Source organism: Gracilimonas tropica DSM 19535, from assembly GCF_000375425.1.
In the GTDB taxonomy this organism is placed as follows: Bacteria; Bacteroidota; Rhodothermia; order Balneolales; family Balneolaceae; genus Gracilimonas; species Gracilimonas tropica.
Map to the genome: position 1 here is coordinate 42,192 of NZ_AQXG01000001.1, position 19,803 is coordinate 61,994.

A 19,803-nucleotide genomic window follows, 5' to 3' on the forward strand; every position below is an offset into this window, starting at 1 on the left:
CCTGATATTTGTTCTTTAATTGATTAGATCATAGAGATAATTGAACGGGCAGTACAGTACTTGTCTTATTTAAAATCAGATGTTTATGAGTGGAAATGCAGACGCAAGCTTGTTAGAGAAAGCTTCCCCCACAGTTAGAGACAATATCCTTAACAAATACAGAGTTGAAAAGCAGGAAAGCCGAAAAAACGGATTTCCGGCGGGATATCATCAGATTCCTTCTCCCGTTAATCAACAGTTCTGGGGCAAAAGGGCACTGGATCTTATGTTGGGCAGTATTGCTTTTGTGCTTTTTATGGTTGCCTTTCCATTTATTGCCCTGGGAATAAAGTTTTCTTCTAAAGGGAATGTCATTTTTAAACAAAAGCGAACCGGACTAAACGGCCATGTTTTTACGTGCTATAAGTTCCGTACGATGCACAATGTGACAAAAAACCGAAAGGCAGGAGAACCAGATATTACTCAAAGAGGAGATAACAGGATCTTTACATTTGGAAGCATCCTCAGAAAAACAAACCTTGATGAACTCCCTCAAATTATCAACGTGATGAAGGGAGAAATGAGCCTGATCGGCCCTCGCCCTTATCCTGTGGATGAATGTAAATACTGGAATAATACTTTTGAAGACTTTTATTACCGCTATATGGTAAAACCCGGTGTCACCGGATATGCGCAAGTTACCGGCTTCCGCGGGGGGACGCTCGATGTTGACCATATGCGTCAACGTTTGGATAAGGACTTGATCTATATTGAACGCCAATCACTTTGGATGGATATCAAGATTCTGTTCCTGACCGTGAAGCAGATGGTGACTTTTAAAACAAATGCACATTGAAAGATATCGAATCGTGAATGCTGAAGTTATTTTAGGCCGTTTTTGACGGCCTTTTTTTTGTTCGAATAATGGTCTCGGCTCCACGGAATAAGCTTACCCAATTTGTGATTTCGAACGTTGTGAAGTGCGCACTTATGAATGAAACAAAGTCGAGAAATCTACTGAGGTTTAATGAGGCTCGATCATCCAAATAGGAATCTGAGTTGCAGTTGGTTCATCAACAATACGTATGAAGAATCCTAAACAAAAAAGAATGTTTAGAAGTATATAAATCCCTATTTTTTGACGCTTTCAAAAATTGACATTCAAAACAAGAAAATCATATGAATATTGCCGTTGTTGGAACCGGTTATGTAGGACTTGTAACCGGCACATGCTTTGCAGAAACGGGGAATAATGTTATCTGCGTAGATATCGACGAGAATAAAGTAGAAAGAATGAGGAACGGGGAAGTTCCAATATATGAACCGGGACTGAAGCCTATTTTTGATCGTTCTATTAGAGAGGAACGCCTGAAGTTCACTACGAACCTGGAAGAAGCGGTAAAAAATGCCAAGGTAATATTTTTATGTCTTCCAACCCCTCCGGGAGCCGATGGCCAAGCTGATCTTAGCGCTGTATTGAAAGTGGCAGAAGATCTGGGTGGTATGATCGAAGACTATAAAGTGATTGTAAACAAGAGCACCGTTCCCGTAGGTACCGCTGATAAAGTGAGAGAGCGGGTTTCAAAGAATGCGAAGGTTGAGTTTGATGTGGTTTCCAATCCTGAGTTTTTACGAGAGGGAGCAGCTGTTGATGATTTTATGAAGCCTGAGCGTGTAGTAGTAGGAACCTCCAGCGAGAGGGCTGCCGGAATCATGGAAGACCTTTATGGCCCATTTGTCCGCAGTGGAAACCCAATCATCATCATGGATGAGCGTAGTTCTGAACTTACCAAATATGCTGCCAATGCTCTTTTGGCCACAAAGATCACTTTCATGAATGAGATCGCCAATATTTGTGAAAAAGTAGGGGCCAATGTGGATAATGTTCGAAGAGGTATTGGAACTGATTCCAGAATTGGAAAACGATTTTTGTTTGCGGGAATAGGATATGGAGGAAGCTGCTTTCCAAAAGATGTACAAGCTATTCATTATACCGCTAATGAGTTGGGATATGATTTTAAGATCCTGGATTCGGTCATGAAGGTAAATGAAGCCCAAAAAGTATCTCTGGTGCCTAAAATTACCAAGTTTTACGGGGATGATCTGAGCGGTAAAACATTTGGTGTCTGGGGATTGGCGTTCAAGCCTGAAACCGATGATATTCGCGAGGCTCCGGCGTTATATCTGCTCGATGAATTGGTAAAAAGAGGGGCTAAACTAAAAGCTTATGATCCTGAAGCTATTCAAACATTTAAAGAAGCTGCTTCTGATAGAGTCAATGAAAATACCGAGTATGTAGATCGCCCAGCAAAAGCAAAAGAAGGCGTAGATGCGTTGGTTATATGTACAGAATGGAGCGAATTCCGAATTGCTGACCTGACGCACTTCCATAAGTATATGGAAAGTCCTATTATTTTTGACGGACGAAACCTGTATGATCTGGATAAAGCCCGGGAAGCAAACATAACATACATCAGTGTAGGCCGGCCCGAAGTTCATGTCTAAAAAAAGAGTATTGATTACAGGTGGAGCCGGCTTTTTGGGCTCTCATCTTACAGACAGATTTATCAAAGAAGGTTTTCAGGTTATTGTTATGGATAATCTGGTTACCGGTAATCCTGATAACATAGCCCACCTGTACGGGCATGAAGACTTTCATTTTATCGATCATGATGTGACCAACTTCATTCATGTGAGCGGTGATTTGGATTATATTTTACATTTTGCTTCCCCGGCATCCCCTATCGATTATTTGGAAATGCCTATCCAAACTCTCAAGGTCGGTTCTTTGGGTACACACAAAGCACTTGGGTTGGCAAAAGCAAAAGGCGCTACTTTTGTGCTTGCGTCAACGAGTGAGGTATATGGAGATCCTCTTGTACACCCTCAAAAAGAAGATTATTGGGGAAATGTAAACCCAATCGGTGACCGCGGTGTTTATGATGAGGCAAAAAGGTTTGCCGAGGCTATGACCATGGCTTACCACCGCTATCATGGGGTGGATACCCGTATCGTTCGTATTTTTAATACCTATGGAACCCGAATGCGAATCAATGATGGGCGAGCACTGCCGGCATTTATGTCGCAAGCTTTAAGTGGAGATGATATCACCGTATTTGGCGACGGTTCACAGACCCGCTCGTTTACTTATGTTGATGACTTGGTAGAAGGGATATACCGGTTAACCATGTCTGAATATACAGATCCTGTAAATATTGGAAATCCACAAGAAATTTCTATTCTTGATTTTGCTAAAGAGATCATCGAATTAACGGGGAGCTCAAGTAAAATTACCTTCCAGGAACTCCCTAATGATGATCCCAAGGTTCGTAAACCCGATATCTCAAGAGCAAAAGAAGTGCTGGATTGGGAACCAAGATATCCACGGGAAGAAGGTTTATATAAGACATTAGAATACTTCAAGAAAGCTGTATTAGGAAAGTAACTGGTTGTAAGACTAAAAATAGTTTAGTGAACAGCCTTACAAGTACAGGGATCGCATAACTGTAATCGAATCAGCGGTTCCGTCATGCATAACGAAAGAACCATAATGCTTTCACCACGAGTGTGGTGCTGCTTTGGCGAGCTGGGAAGTACACCGCGATGGGCCTCAAGGGTTACATTGCTTGGGATTCATTATAAGGCTTCCTGAAATGGATCACAGAACCACTCTCCCCAAAGCGTCCTTCTCCTTGCCCACGAATGCTCGGGGCAGGCCGAGGAGGTCAATGTTCTACGGTTCGATATTCAAGAAGTCCTCCCTTGAGGGAGGTGCCGAAGAGAGCGAAAGCGAACGCAGGCGGAGGGTGTGAATTGGGGCCATACCATTTATCAAGCAGGAGCTTGGGAACGAGTACATACGCTCCTACGCAGAGCGTAGGAGCGAGATAGCAGAGTTCCACTCCTTACGATGGGAAGACGCTAACTGCATAACTAAGACCACACTTTCTTTTGTCATCTCGACCAAAATGAAGCGATCCCGAGAATTCGGGAGAGCGCAATGCAGCGGAGAGATCTCTGTACGGCGTTAAGGCCCCCCTATAAAACGAGCGAAAACTCCATCCATCACCCCGCTCAGGCCAATAAGATACTGAGGCCTGCTCCGGCTGAGCGGAATGATGGATTTCCTTCGGGATAGTTCTGAATTCAATATTCCACTGTTCGATGTTCGATATTCAAATGGGCATCCCACACCCCACGAAATTCAAAAAAGGAATAGCTTTTTTGAATTGATCTCCCCTCCAGGGGAGACTTCCCGAAGTGGAGGAAAAAAATATTACTTCAATATTCGAAATTGAATGTTCTACAGTTCGATATTCAAAGAGTCCTCCCTTGAGGGAGGTGCCGAAGAGAGCGAATGCGAACGCAGGCGGAGGGTGTAAACCGGGGCTATGCGGTCCACTCAGGCTTTGCTGACAAACTGAAACCGGGAGGAATCAAATTCCATCCATCACCCCGCTCACGCCAATAAGATACTGAGGCCTGCCCTGGCTGAGCGGAATGATGGATTCCATTCTCCAACAAAGCTCCCTTACCCTGACGCGTTTAAATTATATACCAAGCAGGCTACCGGTCAAATAGTAAATCCGGCAAAGAAATAACCACCACATGCGTTAGGGCAAGGGCGGGGGGATTGGGTTCGGAGATGCCCGGAGCGGCAAGCTGCCTGAATTGTTCCGGGAGCATGAAGCAGGAGCTTGGTAACGAGTAAGAACTTGCCCCTTGCACCTAACACCTAACACCTAACACCTAACACCTAACACCTCAATCCCCATAGCACATAGTCCAATAAATCCCTACTTTTGCAATGAAATCAATCATCAGACAGACTTCATGGACTCCATAAAATTTTCAGTTATAGGCTTTGGACGCATTGGTAAACGGCATGCCAAGATCATTCAGGAATATGAATACTCTTCTCTTATCTCGGTGACAGACACCGATGCATCACAATTTGAAGGAGCAGAAACCTTAGACATCGAAGCTGTTCAATATAATTCCATTGAAGAGTTTCTGGAAAAAGATCAGGGAGAAAGTGATGTCGTTAACATCTGCACACCCAATGGATTTCACACAGAGTATGCCGTAAGGCTTTTAAATGCCGGATATCACGTGGTGATCGAAAAACCAATGGGACTTACCAAAGATGAGTGCCTCGAAGTGATTGGCGCACAGGAAGCTTCCGGAAAGCGGGTATTTGTGGTGAAACAGAACCGTTACAGTCCGCCATCCGTGTGGATGAAAAGTGTAGTAGATGAAGGCCGCATCGGGGAGGTGTTGATGGTACAGGTCAACTGTTACTGGAATCGTGATGATCGTTATTATGGGAACACCACCTGGAGGGGAACCAAAGATCTGGATGGAGGGGCATTGTTTACTCAATTCAGTCATTTTGTGGACCTGATGTATTGGGTTTTTGGAGATGTCAAAGATCCGAAATCAGTTGTGAAAAACTTTACGCATCCAAAGCTCAAAGACTTTGATGACTCAGGATTTGCCCAGTTTGAATTTGTGGAAGGCGGTATTGGCAGCATTAACTACTCTACCTCCTGTTGGGATAAGAATATGGAAAGCAGCATCACGGTAATCGGCTCCAAAGGAAGCTTCAAGGTGGGCGGGCAGTATATGAATGAAGTCGAATACTGCCATATTAAAGATTATGAGATGCCCGAACTGGCAAAGACCAATCCGCCAAACGACTATGGCCCCTTCAAAGGAAGTGCGGCCAATCACCATTATGTGATCGAGAATGTTGTGGAGACGCTGAACGGTCAAAGTGAAGCCACGGCAAATGCTTTTGAAGGCATGAAAGTGGTGAGCATCATCGAGCGGATCTACCGGGCCTCAAAGGGATAAAAGTTACGCATATCGAGCTATAGGTTTTTTGCTCTTGATTCGGACTTGTACAGATCCTTCGAGGATATTATATCCCCAAAGCCTGGGAACGAGCACAAATATACACTCCCACGCAGAGCGTAGGAGCGAGTGCAAAATATTACTTCAATATTCAAAATTGAATGTTCTACGGTTCGATATTTAACGAGTCCTCCCTTGAGGGAGGTGCTGAAGTGAGCGAATGCTAAAGCAGGCGAGGGTGTGAATTGGGGCCATACCATTCACTTAGGCTTCGCAAATAAACTGGAACCAGCGGTTCCCCCACAGCATTACGCACGAGGACGTACGTAAAGAGAACAAAGCCTGGGAACGAGCACAAATATACACTCCCACGCAGAGCGTAGGGGCGAGTGCAAAATATTACTTCAATATTCGAAAATGAATGTTGTATGGTTCGATATTCAAGGAGTCCTCCCTTGAGGGAGGTGCTGAAGTGAGCGAATGCGAACGCAGGCGGAGGGTGTGAATTGGGGCAATGCCGTTCACATAGGCTTCGCAAATAAACTGGAACCATCGGTTCCCTCATACATTACGAACGAGCCGTTCGTAACGAGCACAAAGCCAAAACGTAACACGGCTCGCTGAGCCGTATAACTTTGTCCGGGAGGCGTAGAAACTCAACTCCACCCACAATGTCATCTCGACCGAAATGGAGTGATCCCGAGAATTCGGGAGAGTGTAATGCAGCGGAGATCTCTGCGTACGTTGACAAGGGCAGGGAGCGTGCCAAAAATGGCATCAACGCCAACACCGCAGATATCTCCACTCCGTTCTCTCGCCCTGTTGGGGCTCTCTCACTCCGGTCGATATGACAATGTTCGTGGCGAGGATGCCTTTATGGTGTCAAAAAATCAAGAAAGATCGGATCTCATTCTCACCGCAAAATAAACCCTGCAACGACATCATAAAAATCATAAATTTATTCAAAACTGATTCAGTAAAAACAAAAGAAAGACATGTCTGAAAAAGAAGAATTAGCCAAAAAGATCGGGAAACAGCTCAAAGATCAGGGGTTTAACGTGCGAAATAAAGATCTTGAACGACCCTGGGGTGGTTTTTTTGTGATCGATGAATCACAGGCTCAAACCTTTATTGAAACCTATTTTACGGATGTGGAAATGAGTGAGGCCAATATCTCCGGAAAGCTGAGTCCCAAGATTTTGCTGGTTGAACCGGGTAAGAGACTTTCGTGGCAATATCATTACAGAAGAGCTGAAATGTGGCAGGTTCTGAAAGGGCCGGTAGGAGTAATCCGAAGTAAAACGGATGACCAAGGTGACTTAGAAGAGTATAAAGCCGGGGATCTCATTAAGTTAGAACAGGGGGAAAGGCACCGTTTGGTGGGACTTGAGAGCTGGGGCATTATTGCTGAGATCTGGCAGCACGTGGATGCCCAAAACCCTTCCGATGAAGAAGACATCGTGCGCCTCGAAGATGATTTTGGACGGTAAGTAATTCAAAAGCGGAAACAGCCGGGGGATAAGGCAGGTAAGTCGAAATTCAATGCTAAACCTTGCGTCTGCGAGTGGGATTCTCAGTATATTGAAGAACGAAAATTTCGCATCATTCGATTTTATTTTACATGATCAAACTATTCATCACAGATTTAGATGGTTGTATCACACATCCATTTGAGACCCCTGATTGGGAAAGTATCTCTGAGATCAGGTCTTTGAACCAAAAAAGCAAAGAAGAAGAGCACATACCTAAACTTACTATTTGTTCGGGGAGGCCATTTCCGTATGTAGAAGCGGTTGGACAATGGCTGGGGGTGGAACTTCCCATGGTTTTTGAAAGTGGGGGAGGGATCTATGATATCATGACCAATGAGATTTCCTGGAATCCCCATTTTGACCAACAGGCAAAAGAAGCCGTTGCCGAATTAAAAGACTGGATGGAAAACGTATTGATAAAGAATTATAAAGGGACCTATCCGGAGTTTGCGAAGTATACGGATGCCGGTTTGGTGAATCCTGATCCATCCAAAGTTCAATTGATGCATGAAGAGATCCTGAGTTACGTGCCTAAGCATTACCCGATGTTCGAGGTTCATGCGACGGATGTTTCTGTGAATGTGATCCTGAAGAAATCCAACAAAGGAGTGGGCATTGAACATCTGTGTGCTGCTTTGGGCTTGAAACTGGATGAGGTTGCTTACATAGGAGACAGCAGCGGCGATATCCCTGCATTAAAAATTGTAGGAAGATCGTTTGCACCAGAGAACGCCAAAACGTTCGTAAAAGAAGTTGCAGATCACGTGACGGCAGAAGCAACAAAAGGAGTGCTGGAAACCTATCAAATGTTGATCAGAGACAACAAGAATGGCTGAAGCGTGAACATCGAACCCTCCTTTGCCTGCAGAGAGTCAAGGAACGCCAAAGCCAAAACGTAGCACGGCTCGCTGAGCCGCATAACTGAAACGAATGACTTTGTCCGGGAGGCGTAGAAACTCAACTCCACCCACAATGTCATCTCGACCGAAATGGAAGGAGCGCAAGCGACTGAAATGTAGCGGAGATCTGCGTATATTGACAAGGGCAGGGAGCCGTGCCACAAATGGCATCAACGCCAACACTGTAGATATCCTCACTCCGGTCGATATGACAAAGCGGTAGAGAGTGTGTGCTCCTTTGTCTCAACCATCCATCACCCCGCTCACGCCAATAAGATACTGAGGCCTGCTCTGGCTGAGCGGAATGATGGATTCCCTTCGGGATAGTTCTGAATTCAATATTCCTCTGTTCGATGTTCGATGTTCAACTGGGCATCCCACACCCCACGAAATTCAAAAAAGGAACGGCTTTTTTGAATTGATCTCCCCTCCAGGGGAGACTTCCCGAGTGGAATCCACTTCAACATTCATTATTGAATATTCCTCGGTTCGATATTCAAGGAGTCCTCCCTTGAGGGAGGTGCCGTAGTGAGTGAATACGAACGCAGGCGGAGGGTGTGAATTGGGGCAAAGCCATTCTACTTAGGCTTTGCAAATAAACTGGAACCGGCGGTTCCGTTATGCATTACGAACGAGTCGTTCGTAACGAGAAAAAGGGCGGGGGGTTGGGTTCGAAGATGCCGGGAGCGGCAAGTAACCTGAATTCGCCCGAGAGCATGCGGCAGACAGGCTTGGGAACGAGCACAAATATACGCTCCAACGCGGAGCGTAGGAGCGAGTGCGAAATATTACTTCAATATTCGAAATTGAATGTTCTACGGTTCGATATTCAAAGAGTCCTCCCTTGAGGGAGGTGCCGTAGTGAGTGAATACGAACGCAGGCGGAGGGTGTGAATTGGGGCAAAGCCATTCACATAGGCTTTGCAAATAAACTGGAACCGGCGGTTCCGTTATGCATTACGAACGAGCCGTTCGTGACGAGAACAAGCTGCTTACATTCATCCAGGAGTACGAAGCAGGAGCTTCGAGGTTGGCGTTCTCCAAGCAGGAGCCTGCCTTTGTCGGCAGACAGGCTTGGGAACGAGTAAGAACTCGCACCTTGCACCTAACACCTAAACCCTCAAGCTTCAAAGCACAAAGCACAAAGCACAAAGCACAAAGCACAAAAACCAAAGTAGCTTTAACTCTTCCTTCTTGTTATCCTTGGAGGAAAAGTCACTCTTAAAAGATCTTATGTCTATACCTTTACTTGACCTGAACCGGCAGTACGCATCCATTAAAACCGAGATCAAAGAAGCCATCGATGAAGTGCTTGAAAGTCAATATTTCATCATGGGGGATGAGGTAGCTGAATTTGAGGATAAAATCCGCACATATTGTAATGCCAATCATGCATTTGGGTGTGCTTCCGGCTCCGATGCCCTGCTGTTGGCACTCATGGCCATTGACCTGCAACCGGGAGATTATGTACTAACCAGTCCCTTTACCTTCTTTGCCACGGCCGGAGCCATATCTCGGTTAGGTGGAATTCCTGTTTTCCTGGATATAGAAAAAGATTCATATAACCTGGATCCCGTGCAGGTAAAAGCCTTTTTAGAAGGTGAACATCCGGTATTCAGGAAACTGAATCCCGACCGGGATAAGATCAAAGCGATCATTCCGGTTCATTTATATGGTCAAATGGCGGAAATGGATCCAATCACCCAGCTAGCCAAAGAACACGGCCTTGCCGTAATTGAAGACGCTGCACAGTCAATCGGGGCAGAATACAAGGGAAGAAGAGCAGGAAGTATCGGTGATTTCGGCTGCTTTAGTTTCTTCCCAAGTAAAAACCTTGGAGCATTTGGGGATGCCGGTCTTATTACGGTCAGGGATAATTCGCTTGCTGATAAAACGGATATCCTCCGCCTTCATGGAGCGAAGCCGAAATACCATCACAGCTTAGTGGGCATCAACAGCAGACTGGATACCATTCAGGCAGCGGTTCTTTCCGTGAAGCTTAAATACCTGGATGATTGGTCTGAAAAAAGAAGGAAAATTGCACAGATTTATAATCAATTGTTTGAAGAGGCCGGAGTGGTTGGGTCTCTTGATGACTGCTCCGGAACATGTGATGCCATGGGCGGGAACCATTGTTCATTGCCGGAGAATAAGATCATCACTCCAAAAGAAACGACCGGAGCTCAGTCAGCCAATGGAAAACATATTTATCACCAGTACACCATTCGCTCGAAAAAGCGGGATCAACTGATGGAAGCACTTAAAGCCGGAAATATTGGTCATTCGGTTTACTATCCCATTCCACTCCATGAACAGGAATGTTTCGCATATCTTGGGTATGAACCGAAGGACTGCCCGATTTCACATTGTGCCAGCAAACAGGCTCTTTCATTGCCGATCTTTCCCGAACTTACATTGGAAGAGATCAAAAAGGTGGTTGCTACTATTGTGGATGTACTGTGATGTAGCTTAGTACAACGGCCTCGCCGAGCCGTTTTCAGAGCCAAAATCGACATCGTAGATATTTTATAGTCTTTAGCGAGTCCGGATACCTGAGTAAGTTTGAAAGCTTTCCGAGCGGTGACTTAAAATGAATGGCTTAGCATCCCTTCTCTTCATAGTTCAGTGAGACTTTCCGAAGGTGATCTAAGGGTAGTTTACCATATAAGACTTAGCTACATAGTCAAAGGCAAGAGAGTCCTCCCTTGAGGGAGGTGCTGAAGTGAGCGCATGCGAACGCAGGCGGAGGGTGTGAATTTGGGCTATGCGGTTCACTTTGGCATTGCAGACAAACTGGAACCAGCGGTTCCCTCATGCATTACGAACGAACCGTTCGTAACGAGAATAACCGAAACACGGCTCGCTGAGCCGCATAGATGAAACGAATGACCTTGTCCGGACAAAATAGAAACTCAACTCCACCCACAATGTCATCTCGACCGAAATGCAGCGATCCCGAGCATTCGGGAGAGCGTAATGCAGCGGAGAGATCTGCGTACGTTGACAAGGGCAGTGGAGCTGCATCAAACAATGGTTTCAACTCCGGCACCGCAAATATCTCCACTTCGTACCCCCTTGTTATGTTCTCACCCATCCATCACCCCGCTCACGCCAATAAGATATTGAGGCCTGCTCTGACTGAGCGGAATGACGGATTCCACTCTTCCCAAAGCCCAAGAAAGCCCCCTTACCCTGACGCGTTTAAATCATATGCCAAGCAGGCCACCGGTCAAATAGTAAATCCGGTAAAGAAATAACCACCACATGCGTTAGGGCAAGGGCGGGGGGATTGGGTTCGAAGATGCTTGGAGCGGCAAGTAACGTTGAACTCACTCAGGAATACGAAGCAAGAGCTTCGAGGAGGGCGTTCACCAAGCAGGAGCTTGGGAACGAGTACAAAGCAAGGCAGAACGTAACGCATCTCTCCAGAGTCGCGCTTATGAAGTATAAAAGAGGAGAAGACGCCCGAAGCTTGGGAACGAGCACAAATATACACTCCCACGCAGAGCGTAGGAGCGAGGAGTGCACATCAAATTCCATCCATCACCCCGCTCACGCCAATAAGATATTGAGGCCTGCTCTGACTGAGCGAATTGATGGATTTCCTACGGGATAGTTCTGAATTCAATATTCCTCTGTTCGATATTCAAGGAGTCCTCCCTTGAGGGAGGTGCCGGAGTGAGCGAATGCAAACGCAGGCGGAGGGTGTAAACCGGGGCTATGCGGTCCACTTTGGCTCAAGTACATCTCCTCGTTCCGAACGGCACAACTTTTTTAATAATATTACTGCAATACGGCCTTGGAAATTTATATTTTAAGGTTCTAAAAAAATCAGCTATGATCTGGGAAAGTTCGACATTTTTATGGCTATTGGTGCTTATTCCTGCACTTATCTTTTTCCTGTGGTGGAAGAGAAAAAGGATACTTCAGAAAAAAAAGGAATATTTCAGTACTGAGTTATTCAGTTCTCTGAGGCAGGGATTTTGGCCACTCGGTAGCCGATTGAAAAACATATTCATGATTTGCGGTTTTAGTTTCTTGATTCTCGCGCTTGCCGGCCCTAAGATCGGAACCGAAGTAAGAGAAATAAAGCGACAGGGAATTGACATGCTGGTGGCGTTGGATCTTTCAGCCAGTATGAAAGCTGAGGATGTACGCCCCAGCCGATTGGAAAAGGCTAAATTCGAGATCAATCGCTTGATCGAACGCTTACAGGGAGATCGGGTGGGCTTGATCGTATTTACCGGTGAGGCTTATCTCCAAAGTCCCATGACACTGGATTATTCGGCTCTTCGTCTTTTCCTCGAAATCGCAGAAACCGATCAAATGCCAAGTTCCGCTACGGATTTCAAAGCTGCTATGACTACGGCCTTGGAGGCCTTCAACGCTCTTGAAGATACTGAATCGGAGGCCTCAAAAGTGTTGCTGATCATGTCGGATGGGGAAGATCATGGACAGTCTTATAATGAAGCTCTTCAAAATCTGGTTGAGAATGACATAAGGGTGTTTACGATCGGCATCGGAACCACCGAAGGCACCACTATTCCTTTATATGAAGAGGGCACCAATCAACTCATTGGCTACAAAAGAGATAATGAAGGCCGGGTGGTGACTACAAAATTACAAAGTCAGACTCTCCGGGATATTGCAAATACAGGAAATGGGGAATACTATTCTATACGCAGAGGAAATGAGGGTATTGACGCTTTTCTGGCGAGAATGGACGATCTGGAAAAAGGGGAATTTGCCAGTCAGGAATATGCAGATTATAAGAATCAGTATCAGTGGATGGGAGCTTTGGCTCTTCTTTGCATCGTTTTGGCATTGCTGACCCCTTCTTACCGAAAAGAGCACAATCGCTAATCGTACCCTGTGAAGATTAATTTTTGAATTGATCTCCCCTGAAGGGGAGACTTTCCGAAGTGGAGGAAAAAATATTACTTCAATATTCGAAATTGAATGTTCTACGGTTTGATATTCAAGGAGCCCTCCTTTGAGAAGGAGAGGATTTAGGTGAGGTCGGAGATGTTTATAGTAGCAAGCTGTTTAGGAGTACTAAGCAGGAGCTTCGAGGTTGGCGTTCGCCAAGCAGGAGCTTGGGAACGAGTACAAAGAAAGCCAAGCAAGGCAGAATGTAACGCGTCTCTCCAGAGTCGCGCTTAAAGAGGACGAAGATGCCCGGCCGGGGGGGATGAGAACAAATATACACTCCCACGCAGAGCGTAGGAGCGAGGAGTACAAATTAAATTCCATCCATCACCCCGCTCTCACTAATAAGATATTGAGGCCTGCCTTGACTGAGCGGAATGATGGATTTCCTTCGGGATAGTTCTGAATTCAATATTCCTCTGTTCGATGTTCGATATTCAAATGGGCATCCCACACCCCACGAAATTCAAAAAAGGAACGGTTTTTTTGAATTAATCTCCCCTCCAGGGGAGACTTACCCGAGTGGAATCCACTTCAACATTCATTATTGAATATTCCTCTGTTCGATATTCAAGGAGTCCTCCCTTGAGGGAGGTGCNGNAGTGAGNGAATNCGAACGCAGGCGGAGGGTGTGAATTGGGGCAATGCGGTCCACTTAGGCATTGTAGACAAACTGACACCGGGAGATTCCCTTTCGCGTTACGCACGAGGTCGTACGTAACGCGTCTCTCCAGAGTCGCGCTTAAAGAGGACGAGGATGCCCGAAGCCGGGGGGGATGAGAACAAATATACACTCCCACGCAGAGCGTAGGAGTGAGGAGTACACATCAAATTCCATCCATCACCCCGCTCACGCCAATAAGATATTGAGGCCTGCTCTGACTGAGCGGAATGATGGATTTCCTTCGGGATAGTTCTGAATTCAATATTCCTCTGTTCGATATTCAAGGAGTCCTCCCTTGAGGGAGGTGCTGAAGTGAGCGAATGCGAACGCAGGCGGAGGGTGTAAACCGGGGCTAAATTTTCATTTCTATAATTCCCGATCCTGAAGTTCCTTCAAAAGCTCGAAGTATTTTTCGATCAGTCGCTGGTAGTCCTCCGAGTATTTGGTGAAATTAGGATCATTCAGCCGATTTCTGATCTCTTTCTCTAATTCTTCCAGGGTGAGTTCCGGTGGGTTTGACAGCTCAAATTCTTCTACAGCCTGCCCCTCTCTTTTATCTTCTTCATCCCGTTCTTGCATGGCATTTTCGGCATCTAACATGCGCTGCAGAATATTTTGTTGGCGTTTTATCATGATCGGATCGGTGGAGCCACCGCGAAGATCGTTAATAGTATCTTCCATCTCCTCGATCATACGCTCCAGTTCGCTGCCAATACGATCACCTTCCAAACCACCTTGCCGCTGAAGCTCCTGCAGTTGTTTTCGGATCCGGTTTTGTTGTTTGGCCAGCTGATTCAGACGCTCCATTTGATCCCTCTGAAGCCGTTCTCCCTGCATGTCGTTGATCATCTCCTGCATCTGCTGATTCAACTGTTGCTGCTGTTGGCTGTTTTGCTGCAGCTGCTCCATCATCTGTTCCATGCTCATTCCACCACCGGCACCTCCACTTCCATTTTGCTGATTTTGCAATTGCTCCAAAAGGTTGGCAAGCATGAAAGAGATATCATTGATGCCTCCCATGGCCTGGCGGGATGCAACCGAAGACTGACTTTGATTACGTTCAGACATCTGCTCAAGCGACTGCTGAAGCCTTTCTTCTACTTCTTCTTTCTTTCGGTTGATCTGATTTGAGAACTGTGGGATCTCAGAGGAAAGCTGAAAGAGAGAATCGGATAAGGATCTAAAAATACTTTCCACATTACGCTGATCCCTGGCATAGGTCACATAAGCCTGGCTGCGGTTTTCAGTAGAGGCCACTAAAGTCGTCAGGTCTTCTTGTTCGAGTGAAAGATTCAGCAGCGAGTGCAGTACATATTGTAGACCCGCTATGTTGACATTCATTTGTTGCTGGTTCATGCTTTTCATGGCACTTCGGGTTTCTTCGGCCATTTGCCGGTACTGCTCCTGACGCTTTTGCTGCTGCGATTGATTTTCTCCTTGCTGTTTTTGCTCGCCATTTTGTTGTTGATCAGAAGGATTTTTTTGGTTTTCCTCTGAGTTCTCCGGTGATGACTCTTTTAACTCCTGATCCAGGCTTTTGTTGATCTCATCCAGGTTTTTTTTGAGATTCTCCTGCAGTTCCTGAATCTCTTTCTGATTCTTGCCTGAAGTGTTCTCGGATAAAGTTTCTGCCTGTTCTTTCAGCTTTTCATTTTCTTCTTTAGTCTGCTGAAGCTCTTCCCTCGTCTTGGTTGAGTCGGATTCCCTTCGGGCCATTTCTTCGAAAGAAGTAGCTAACTTATCGAGGTCGGAATTTAGTTTAAGCTGTTTAAAAAGTTCGATGGTCCTGTTCAGGCGTTCGCGATAAAGCTCTTCATTGAACTCCATGTTTTCCATCGCCTTTCTAAGCTCTTCGGGATTCATGTTGCCTAGTTGTTCTTGAAGTTGCTTCATGGCTTCACGAAATGCCGGGTCATCGATCTCCTTCATCAGTTTCTCCAGCTCCTCATAGGCTTTGCGGGTTTCTTCCGAAAGCATGCTGTTTTCGCTTAACTCTTCTTTCAGCTCCTCAAACTTTTGGTTCAGTTCATCAATTCTTTTTTGAACCTCTTCCTGTTGCTTTTGTACTTGTTCCAGCTCGCGTTTTTCCTCATATCCGGGGTTTTCGGGATTGTCTTTCAGCTGCTCTTTAAATTGTTCATACTGTTGGCGGCTTTGTTCAAAAGCCTCTGAGATCTCATTCAGGTCACCGGATACTTCATTCTCTTTTTCATCCACATCTTCAAAATAGTCTACCAAAGAGGGAACGGTGAGGACCATTTTTTGAGAAAGTGCAGTCTTGAACCCATTGAAGCCATCATTATCCTGAACGGAGATCCAGAAGGTAAGTTCGTCTCTTGGTTTCAGGTTCAGGCTGTTCAGATCCCAGAGATAGGAATTAAGAGCATCCTGATCAGGAACTTTCAGGTTGATCGAGCTTTCAACGGGGGCTGGGGTAAATGCTCGTTTTAGTTCAAAATGGAGTCGGGAGCCGGTCAGTCCAAAATCATCGGAAGCTCTGTATAATAAACGAAGCTCCTGAGGATTTACTTTTTTAAGATTATTCTCCGGTTCAATGATCTCGGCTAATGGAAATTCATCCTCACTCGGTTCTATGATGATTTGAAACGGGTTTTCATTTACCAAACCATTCTCATCTTCCATATAAAAGCGAAGGGTGTCTTTACGCTGAACGGCAAGTTCATAGGTAAAACTGCTATCATTACCCACAAGAAGATCCTGCATTTTGCCGGACGTTTTTAACTGCAATACTGAAACCGGTTTATTCATAACACCCCTAAGCCTTAGAGTAGATCCCTGATAGGCCCGTACCTGAGACATCGGGTAAGACATAATGGAAGAATCGAGGCGGGTATAGGCAGGGGGCAGTATGGTTGCCTGCAATTCTGTAAATCTGGGACGAAGCTGAATGTCGGCATAAAAGTTTTCGCTTCGGTAGCCATCCATTTCAATGTAATACTCAAGATCGTTATTGATGGGTTGTGGCACGGATCGAAATGTATTTCCGTATGCTTCCATGCCTCGTGTGCGGAATTCTTCTTCTATGTCAGTTTTAATTCTCAGCGATACATTCTCAGGAACATTGGACTCGTCGAAAGTTACATCCACACGGAATGGACTGCCTTGTTCAAAGGTAGTATTACCCGGATCGACTGTATATATAAAAGGATTTGGTTTGGCATAGTCTTTCCAGAAAGTAAGGGTTCTTTCGGAGGCCGACTGAAAGTTGAATACCGTAAATGAAAGCAGGAATAAGATCGCCGTGGATGCGATCATGAGTTGGGAATGATTTTTGTGCGTCTCGGTATTCCCGATATATGCTTCAAGCTGTTGTTCCAATCGCAAAGATTCGATCTGCCCTAAACTTTGCAAAATGGCAGCATCTATCAGTTCACGATTTCCGGTACTGCCTTTTTCAAGATCAAGGGCATCCTTTAACTCAGGGAGCTTACTCTTTCGGCTGAAATCCCTGTAAAATTCCTTGAACGCCTCAGTGCTTATGCCTCTAAGTCCCTTCCATGTGATCGAAACAGCTATCCCAAAAAATAAAAGAAGGGAAATAGTCTTAAGCGTAGAATGAAGATAAAATAGCTGTTCAAGCAGGATGAGTGTGGTAATTCCGGCACATACGATCAACAGAGAACGCCATACAATAATGCGCTTTTGTTTACTTATCAAAGAACGGTAGGCTTTCTGAAGCAGCCTCTTTACTTGTTCCGTTGATGTATGTGATCCTGAGTTTGGCATATTTGAAAATTGTGAATTAAGAACCGTTCGTATATGTAATTATTGTCAGTTCAAAGCTCACCTAAGGTGAAAGTTTTAGATACAGAAAAACGCCCGTCTTGTTCTTGGATCTGCATCATTTCTGCTTCGGCATCATGTTCTAAGAACAAATTCCAATGGTGTGATGCAGCTTGCTTTAAAAACCTTTCTTTCTCATTTAGCGTTTGCACCGGGTACATGTCATATCCCATGACCCAGGGCAAAGGAACATGTACGTGTGTAGGCAAAAGGTCGGCCACAAATACCAGGGTTTTGCCATCGCCCTCGATCTTTGGAAGTTGCTGCCCCTTGGTGTGGCCATTCACAGGGATGGCTGTCAAACCTGCTTCGTACTCATGCTCTTCTTCAACCAGGTTAAGCCTTCCGGATGTTTTAAGCGGTTCAATATTTTCTGGTAGAAAACTGGCTTTTTCCCTTGCATTGGGATCGGTGGCGTTTTCCCAATGTGCTTTTACTACATGATATGTGGCATTGGGGAACGTGTGCTTCAGCTCCTGATCTTTTCCGTAGTAGGAGGTGCCGCCGCAATGGTCAAAGTGAAGGTGTGTAAATATGATATCTGTGACATCCTCAAAACTAAAACCATGTGCTTTAAATGAGTTTTCAAGGTTTTTTTGGCTGTAATCAAGCTGGTAGATGTTCTCCATCTTCTCGTTGAATTTTGTGCCTGCTCCATTATCAATCAGGTACAGTTTTCCCGTTGCCTGTGATTTGATGAGCAGACATCGCATCGTCATGGGAATTCGGTTTTTGTCGTCTGCGGGAATCCCTTTAGACCACAGGGTTTTGGGAACCACGCCAAACATAGCGCCGCCGTCCAAACGGAAATCTCCCGTTTCGATCGTGTATAATTCAAAGTTACCAAGTGTTGTTTTTGAAAGGCTCATGTATGTTCTTTTTTGTTGAATTTGAATATAACAAAGCGGCCACAGGAATCAGAATTACAAGCTGTAAAATTGGAGGCTATGACGATGGCTCAGAGAAGACGATACGGCTACCTCAAGCATCCCAATACCCCGCGAAATTCAAAAAAGGAACAGCATTTTCACTACGATATTTTAAGTCTTTAGCGAGTCCGGATGCTCGAATGAGTTTGAAAGTTTTCCGAGCGGTGACTTAAAATGGATGTCTTAGCATCCCTTCTCTTCATAGTTCAGTGAGACTTTTCGAAGGTGATCTAAGGGTATTTTGCCATATAAGACTTAGCTATATAATCAAAGGCAAGATAGTCCTCCCTTGAGGGAGGTGCCGGAGTGAGCGAATGCGAACGCAGGCGGAGGGTGTAAATTGGGACAATGCGGTCCACTTAGGCATTGCAGACAAACTGAAACCGGGAGACTCCCTATCTCGTTATGCACGAGGACGTATGTAACGCGTCTCTCCAGAGTCGCGCTTATGAAGTATAAAAGAGGACGAAGATGCCCGAAGCTTGGGAACGAGCATATAAGCTTCCTTACCCTGACGCGTTTAAATCATATGCCAAGCAGGCCACCGGTCAAATAGCAAATCCGGTAAAAAAAATAACCACCCCATGCGTTAGGGCAAGGGCGGGGGGGATTGGGTTCGGAGATGCCGGGAGCGGCAAGCAGCCCTAAAGCAATCGTCAGACCACTTCTTGCTATGCCGCGCAACCCGCTCGGTGGAAATGTAAAGCTGTCCCTACTAATTTCTCCCTTCAGTGGTCGGACGAGTACGAAATCCACTTCAACATTCATTATGTGCTTAATGGAAGGGGTGGGATATTGGTACATGGTCAAAATAAAAAAGCCCTTGGAAAGAGGGCTTTTGGATCAAAATGAAAAGTTAGATCAATTATCTAAAAAGAGGGGACCACATCTACGCGATAGAGAGTGTCTAATAAAGTAATAAGCACCATCAGCATAAAAAACGCGACGGCCATTAGTAACAGCATAGCATTGAATTTTGTATCCCAGTAGAGATTCATAAAGAAGGCTGCTACCAATCCTGCTTTCACAACAGCTATTGAGATAGCGGTAATGATATCAAAAGGGGCAGGGATGGTTACAAATTTTGCCAATACTACCGTTATGATGGTTAAGATCAGCAAGGCGGTTCCTACGGCCCAAAGCTGTCCTGCTGTTGAAACGTGATGATGATTTTCGTGACTATTTCCGCTCATAATAAATTCAGTTTAAAA

Annotated in this window: 14 protein-coding genes; 10 read left to right on the forward strand and 4 right to left on the reverse strand. The window is 45.3% G+C overall.

Translation table 11 applies throughout. From position 1 onward, the window contains the following. Positions 1 to 85: 85 nt before the first annotated feature. From B151_RS17585 to B151_RS0100290, 9 genes are all read left to right on the forward strand, one after another. Entirely contained in the window at positions 86 to 835 is a 750-nt protein-coding gene (locus B151_RS17585) for a sugar transferase (protein ID WP_020401569.1), read from the forward strand. 323 nt (positions 836 to 1,158) lie between these two features. After that, a complete protein-coding gene (locus B151_RS0100240; RefSeq protein ID WP_020401570.1) occupies positions 1,159 to 2,484 on the forward strand; it encodes a UDP-glucose dehydrogenase family protein in 1,326 nt (441 codons plus the stop codon). Continuing rightward, positions 2,477 to 3,424 (forward strand): UDP-glucuronic acid decarboxylase family protein, encoded by a 948-nt coding sequence (locus B151_RS0100245; protein ID WP_020401571.1) that lies wholly within the window; start codon positions 2,477 to 2,479, stop codon positions 3,422 to 3,424. Before B151_RS0100240 ends, B151_RS0100245 begins: the two co-directional genes overlap by 8 nt. 1,388 nt (positions 3,425 to 4,812) lie before the next feature. After that, positions 4,813 to 5,835, forward strand: coding sequence for a Gfo/Idh/MocA family protein (locus B151_RS0100260; RefSeq protein ID WP_020401574.1), 1,023 nt, complete (start codon positions 4,813 to 4,815; stop codon positions 5,833 to 5,835). Positions 5,836 to 6,506: 671 nt separating this feature from the next. After that, the gene (locus B151_RS20050; RefSeq protein ID WP_157470623.1) at positions 6,507 to 6,686 is read left to right on the forward strand and encodes a hypothetical protein; all 180 of its coding nucleotides are present in this window, start codon (positions 6,507 to 6,509) and stop codon (positions 6,684 to 6,686) included. A 144-nt stretch (positions 6,687 to 6,830) separates the two neighbouring features. After that, entirely contained in the window at positions 6,831 to 7,325 is a 495-nt protein-coding gene (locus B151_RS0100265) for a cupin domain-containing protein (RefSeq protein WP_020401575.1), read from the forward strand. A gap of 131 nt (positions 7,326 to 7,456) precedes the next feature. After that, positions 7,457 to 8,203 (forward strand): HAD family hydrolase, encoded by a 747-nt coding sequence (locus B151_RS0100270; protein ID WP_020401576.1) that lies wholly within the window; start codon positions 7,457 to 7,459, stop codon positions 8,201 to 8,203. 136 nt (positions 8,204 to 8,339) lie between these two features. Continuing rightward, the gene (locus tag B151_RS20055) at positions 8,340 to 8,489 is read left to right on the forward strand and encodes a hypothetical protein (RefSeq protein WP_157470624.1); all 150 of its coding nucleotides are present in this window, start codon (positions 8,340 to 8,342) and stop codon (positions 8,487 to 8,489) included. 1,010 nt (positions 8,490 to 9,499) lie between these two features. Beyond that, entirely contained in the window at positions 9,500 to 10,729 is a 1,230-nt protein-coding gene (locus tag B151_RS0100290) for a DegT/DnrJ/EryC1/StrS family aminotransferase (protein WP_040516366.1), read from the forward strand. Positions 10,730 to 11,084: 355 nt separating this feature from the next. On the opposite strand, the gene B151_RS20060 is transcribed toward B151_RS0100290, so the two are convergent. Next, positions 11,085 to 11,360 (reverse strand): hypothetical protein, encoded by a 276-nt coding sequence (locus B151_RS20060; RefSeq protein ID WP_157470625.1) that lies wholly within the window; start codon positions 11,358 to 11,360, stop codon positions 11,085 to 11,087. Between the two features lie 923 nt (positions 11,361 to 12,283). On the opposite strand from B151_RS20060, the gene B151_RS17590 reads away from it, so the two are divergent. Beyond that, positions 12,284 to 13,129, forward strand: a complete 846-nt coding sequence (locus tag B151_RS17590) for a VWA domain-containing protein (RefSeq protein WP_169332168.1) — start codon at positions 12,284 to 12,286, stop codon at positions 13,127 to 13,129. A gap of 1,096 nt (positions 13,130 to 14,225) precedes the next feature. On the opposite strand, the gene B151_RS0100315 is transcribed toward B151_RS17590, so the two are convergent. The 3 genes from B151_RS0100315 to B151_RS0100335 form a co-directional block, all read right to left on the reverse strand. Next, a complete protein-coding gene (locus B151_RS0100315) occupies positions 14,226 to 17,606 on the reverse strand; it encodes a DUF4175 family protein (RefSeq protein WP_020401584.1) in 3,381 nt (1,126 codons plus the stop codon). Positions 17,607 to 17,656: 50 nt separating this feature from the next. Beyond that, positions 17,657 to 18,532 (reverse strand): MBL fold metallo-hydrolase, encoded by an 876-nt coding sequence (locus B151_RS0100320; RefSeq protein WP_020401585.1) that lies wholly within the window; start codon positions 18,530 to 18,532, stop codon positions 17,657 to 17,659. Between the two features lie 929 nt (positions 18,533 to 19,461). Further along, entirely contained in the window at positions 19,462 to 19,785 is a 324-nt protein-coding gene (locus tag B151_RS0100335; RefSeq protein ID WP_020401588.1) for a cytochrome C oxidase subunit IV family protein, read from the reverse strand. Positions 19,786 to 19,803 lie beyond the last annotated feature (18 nt).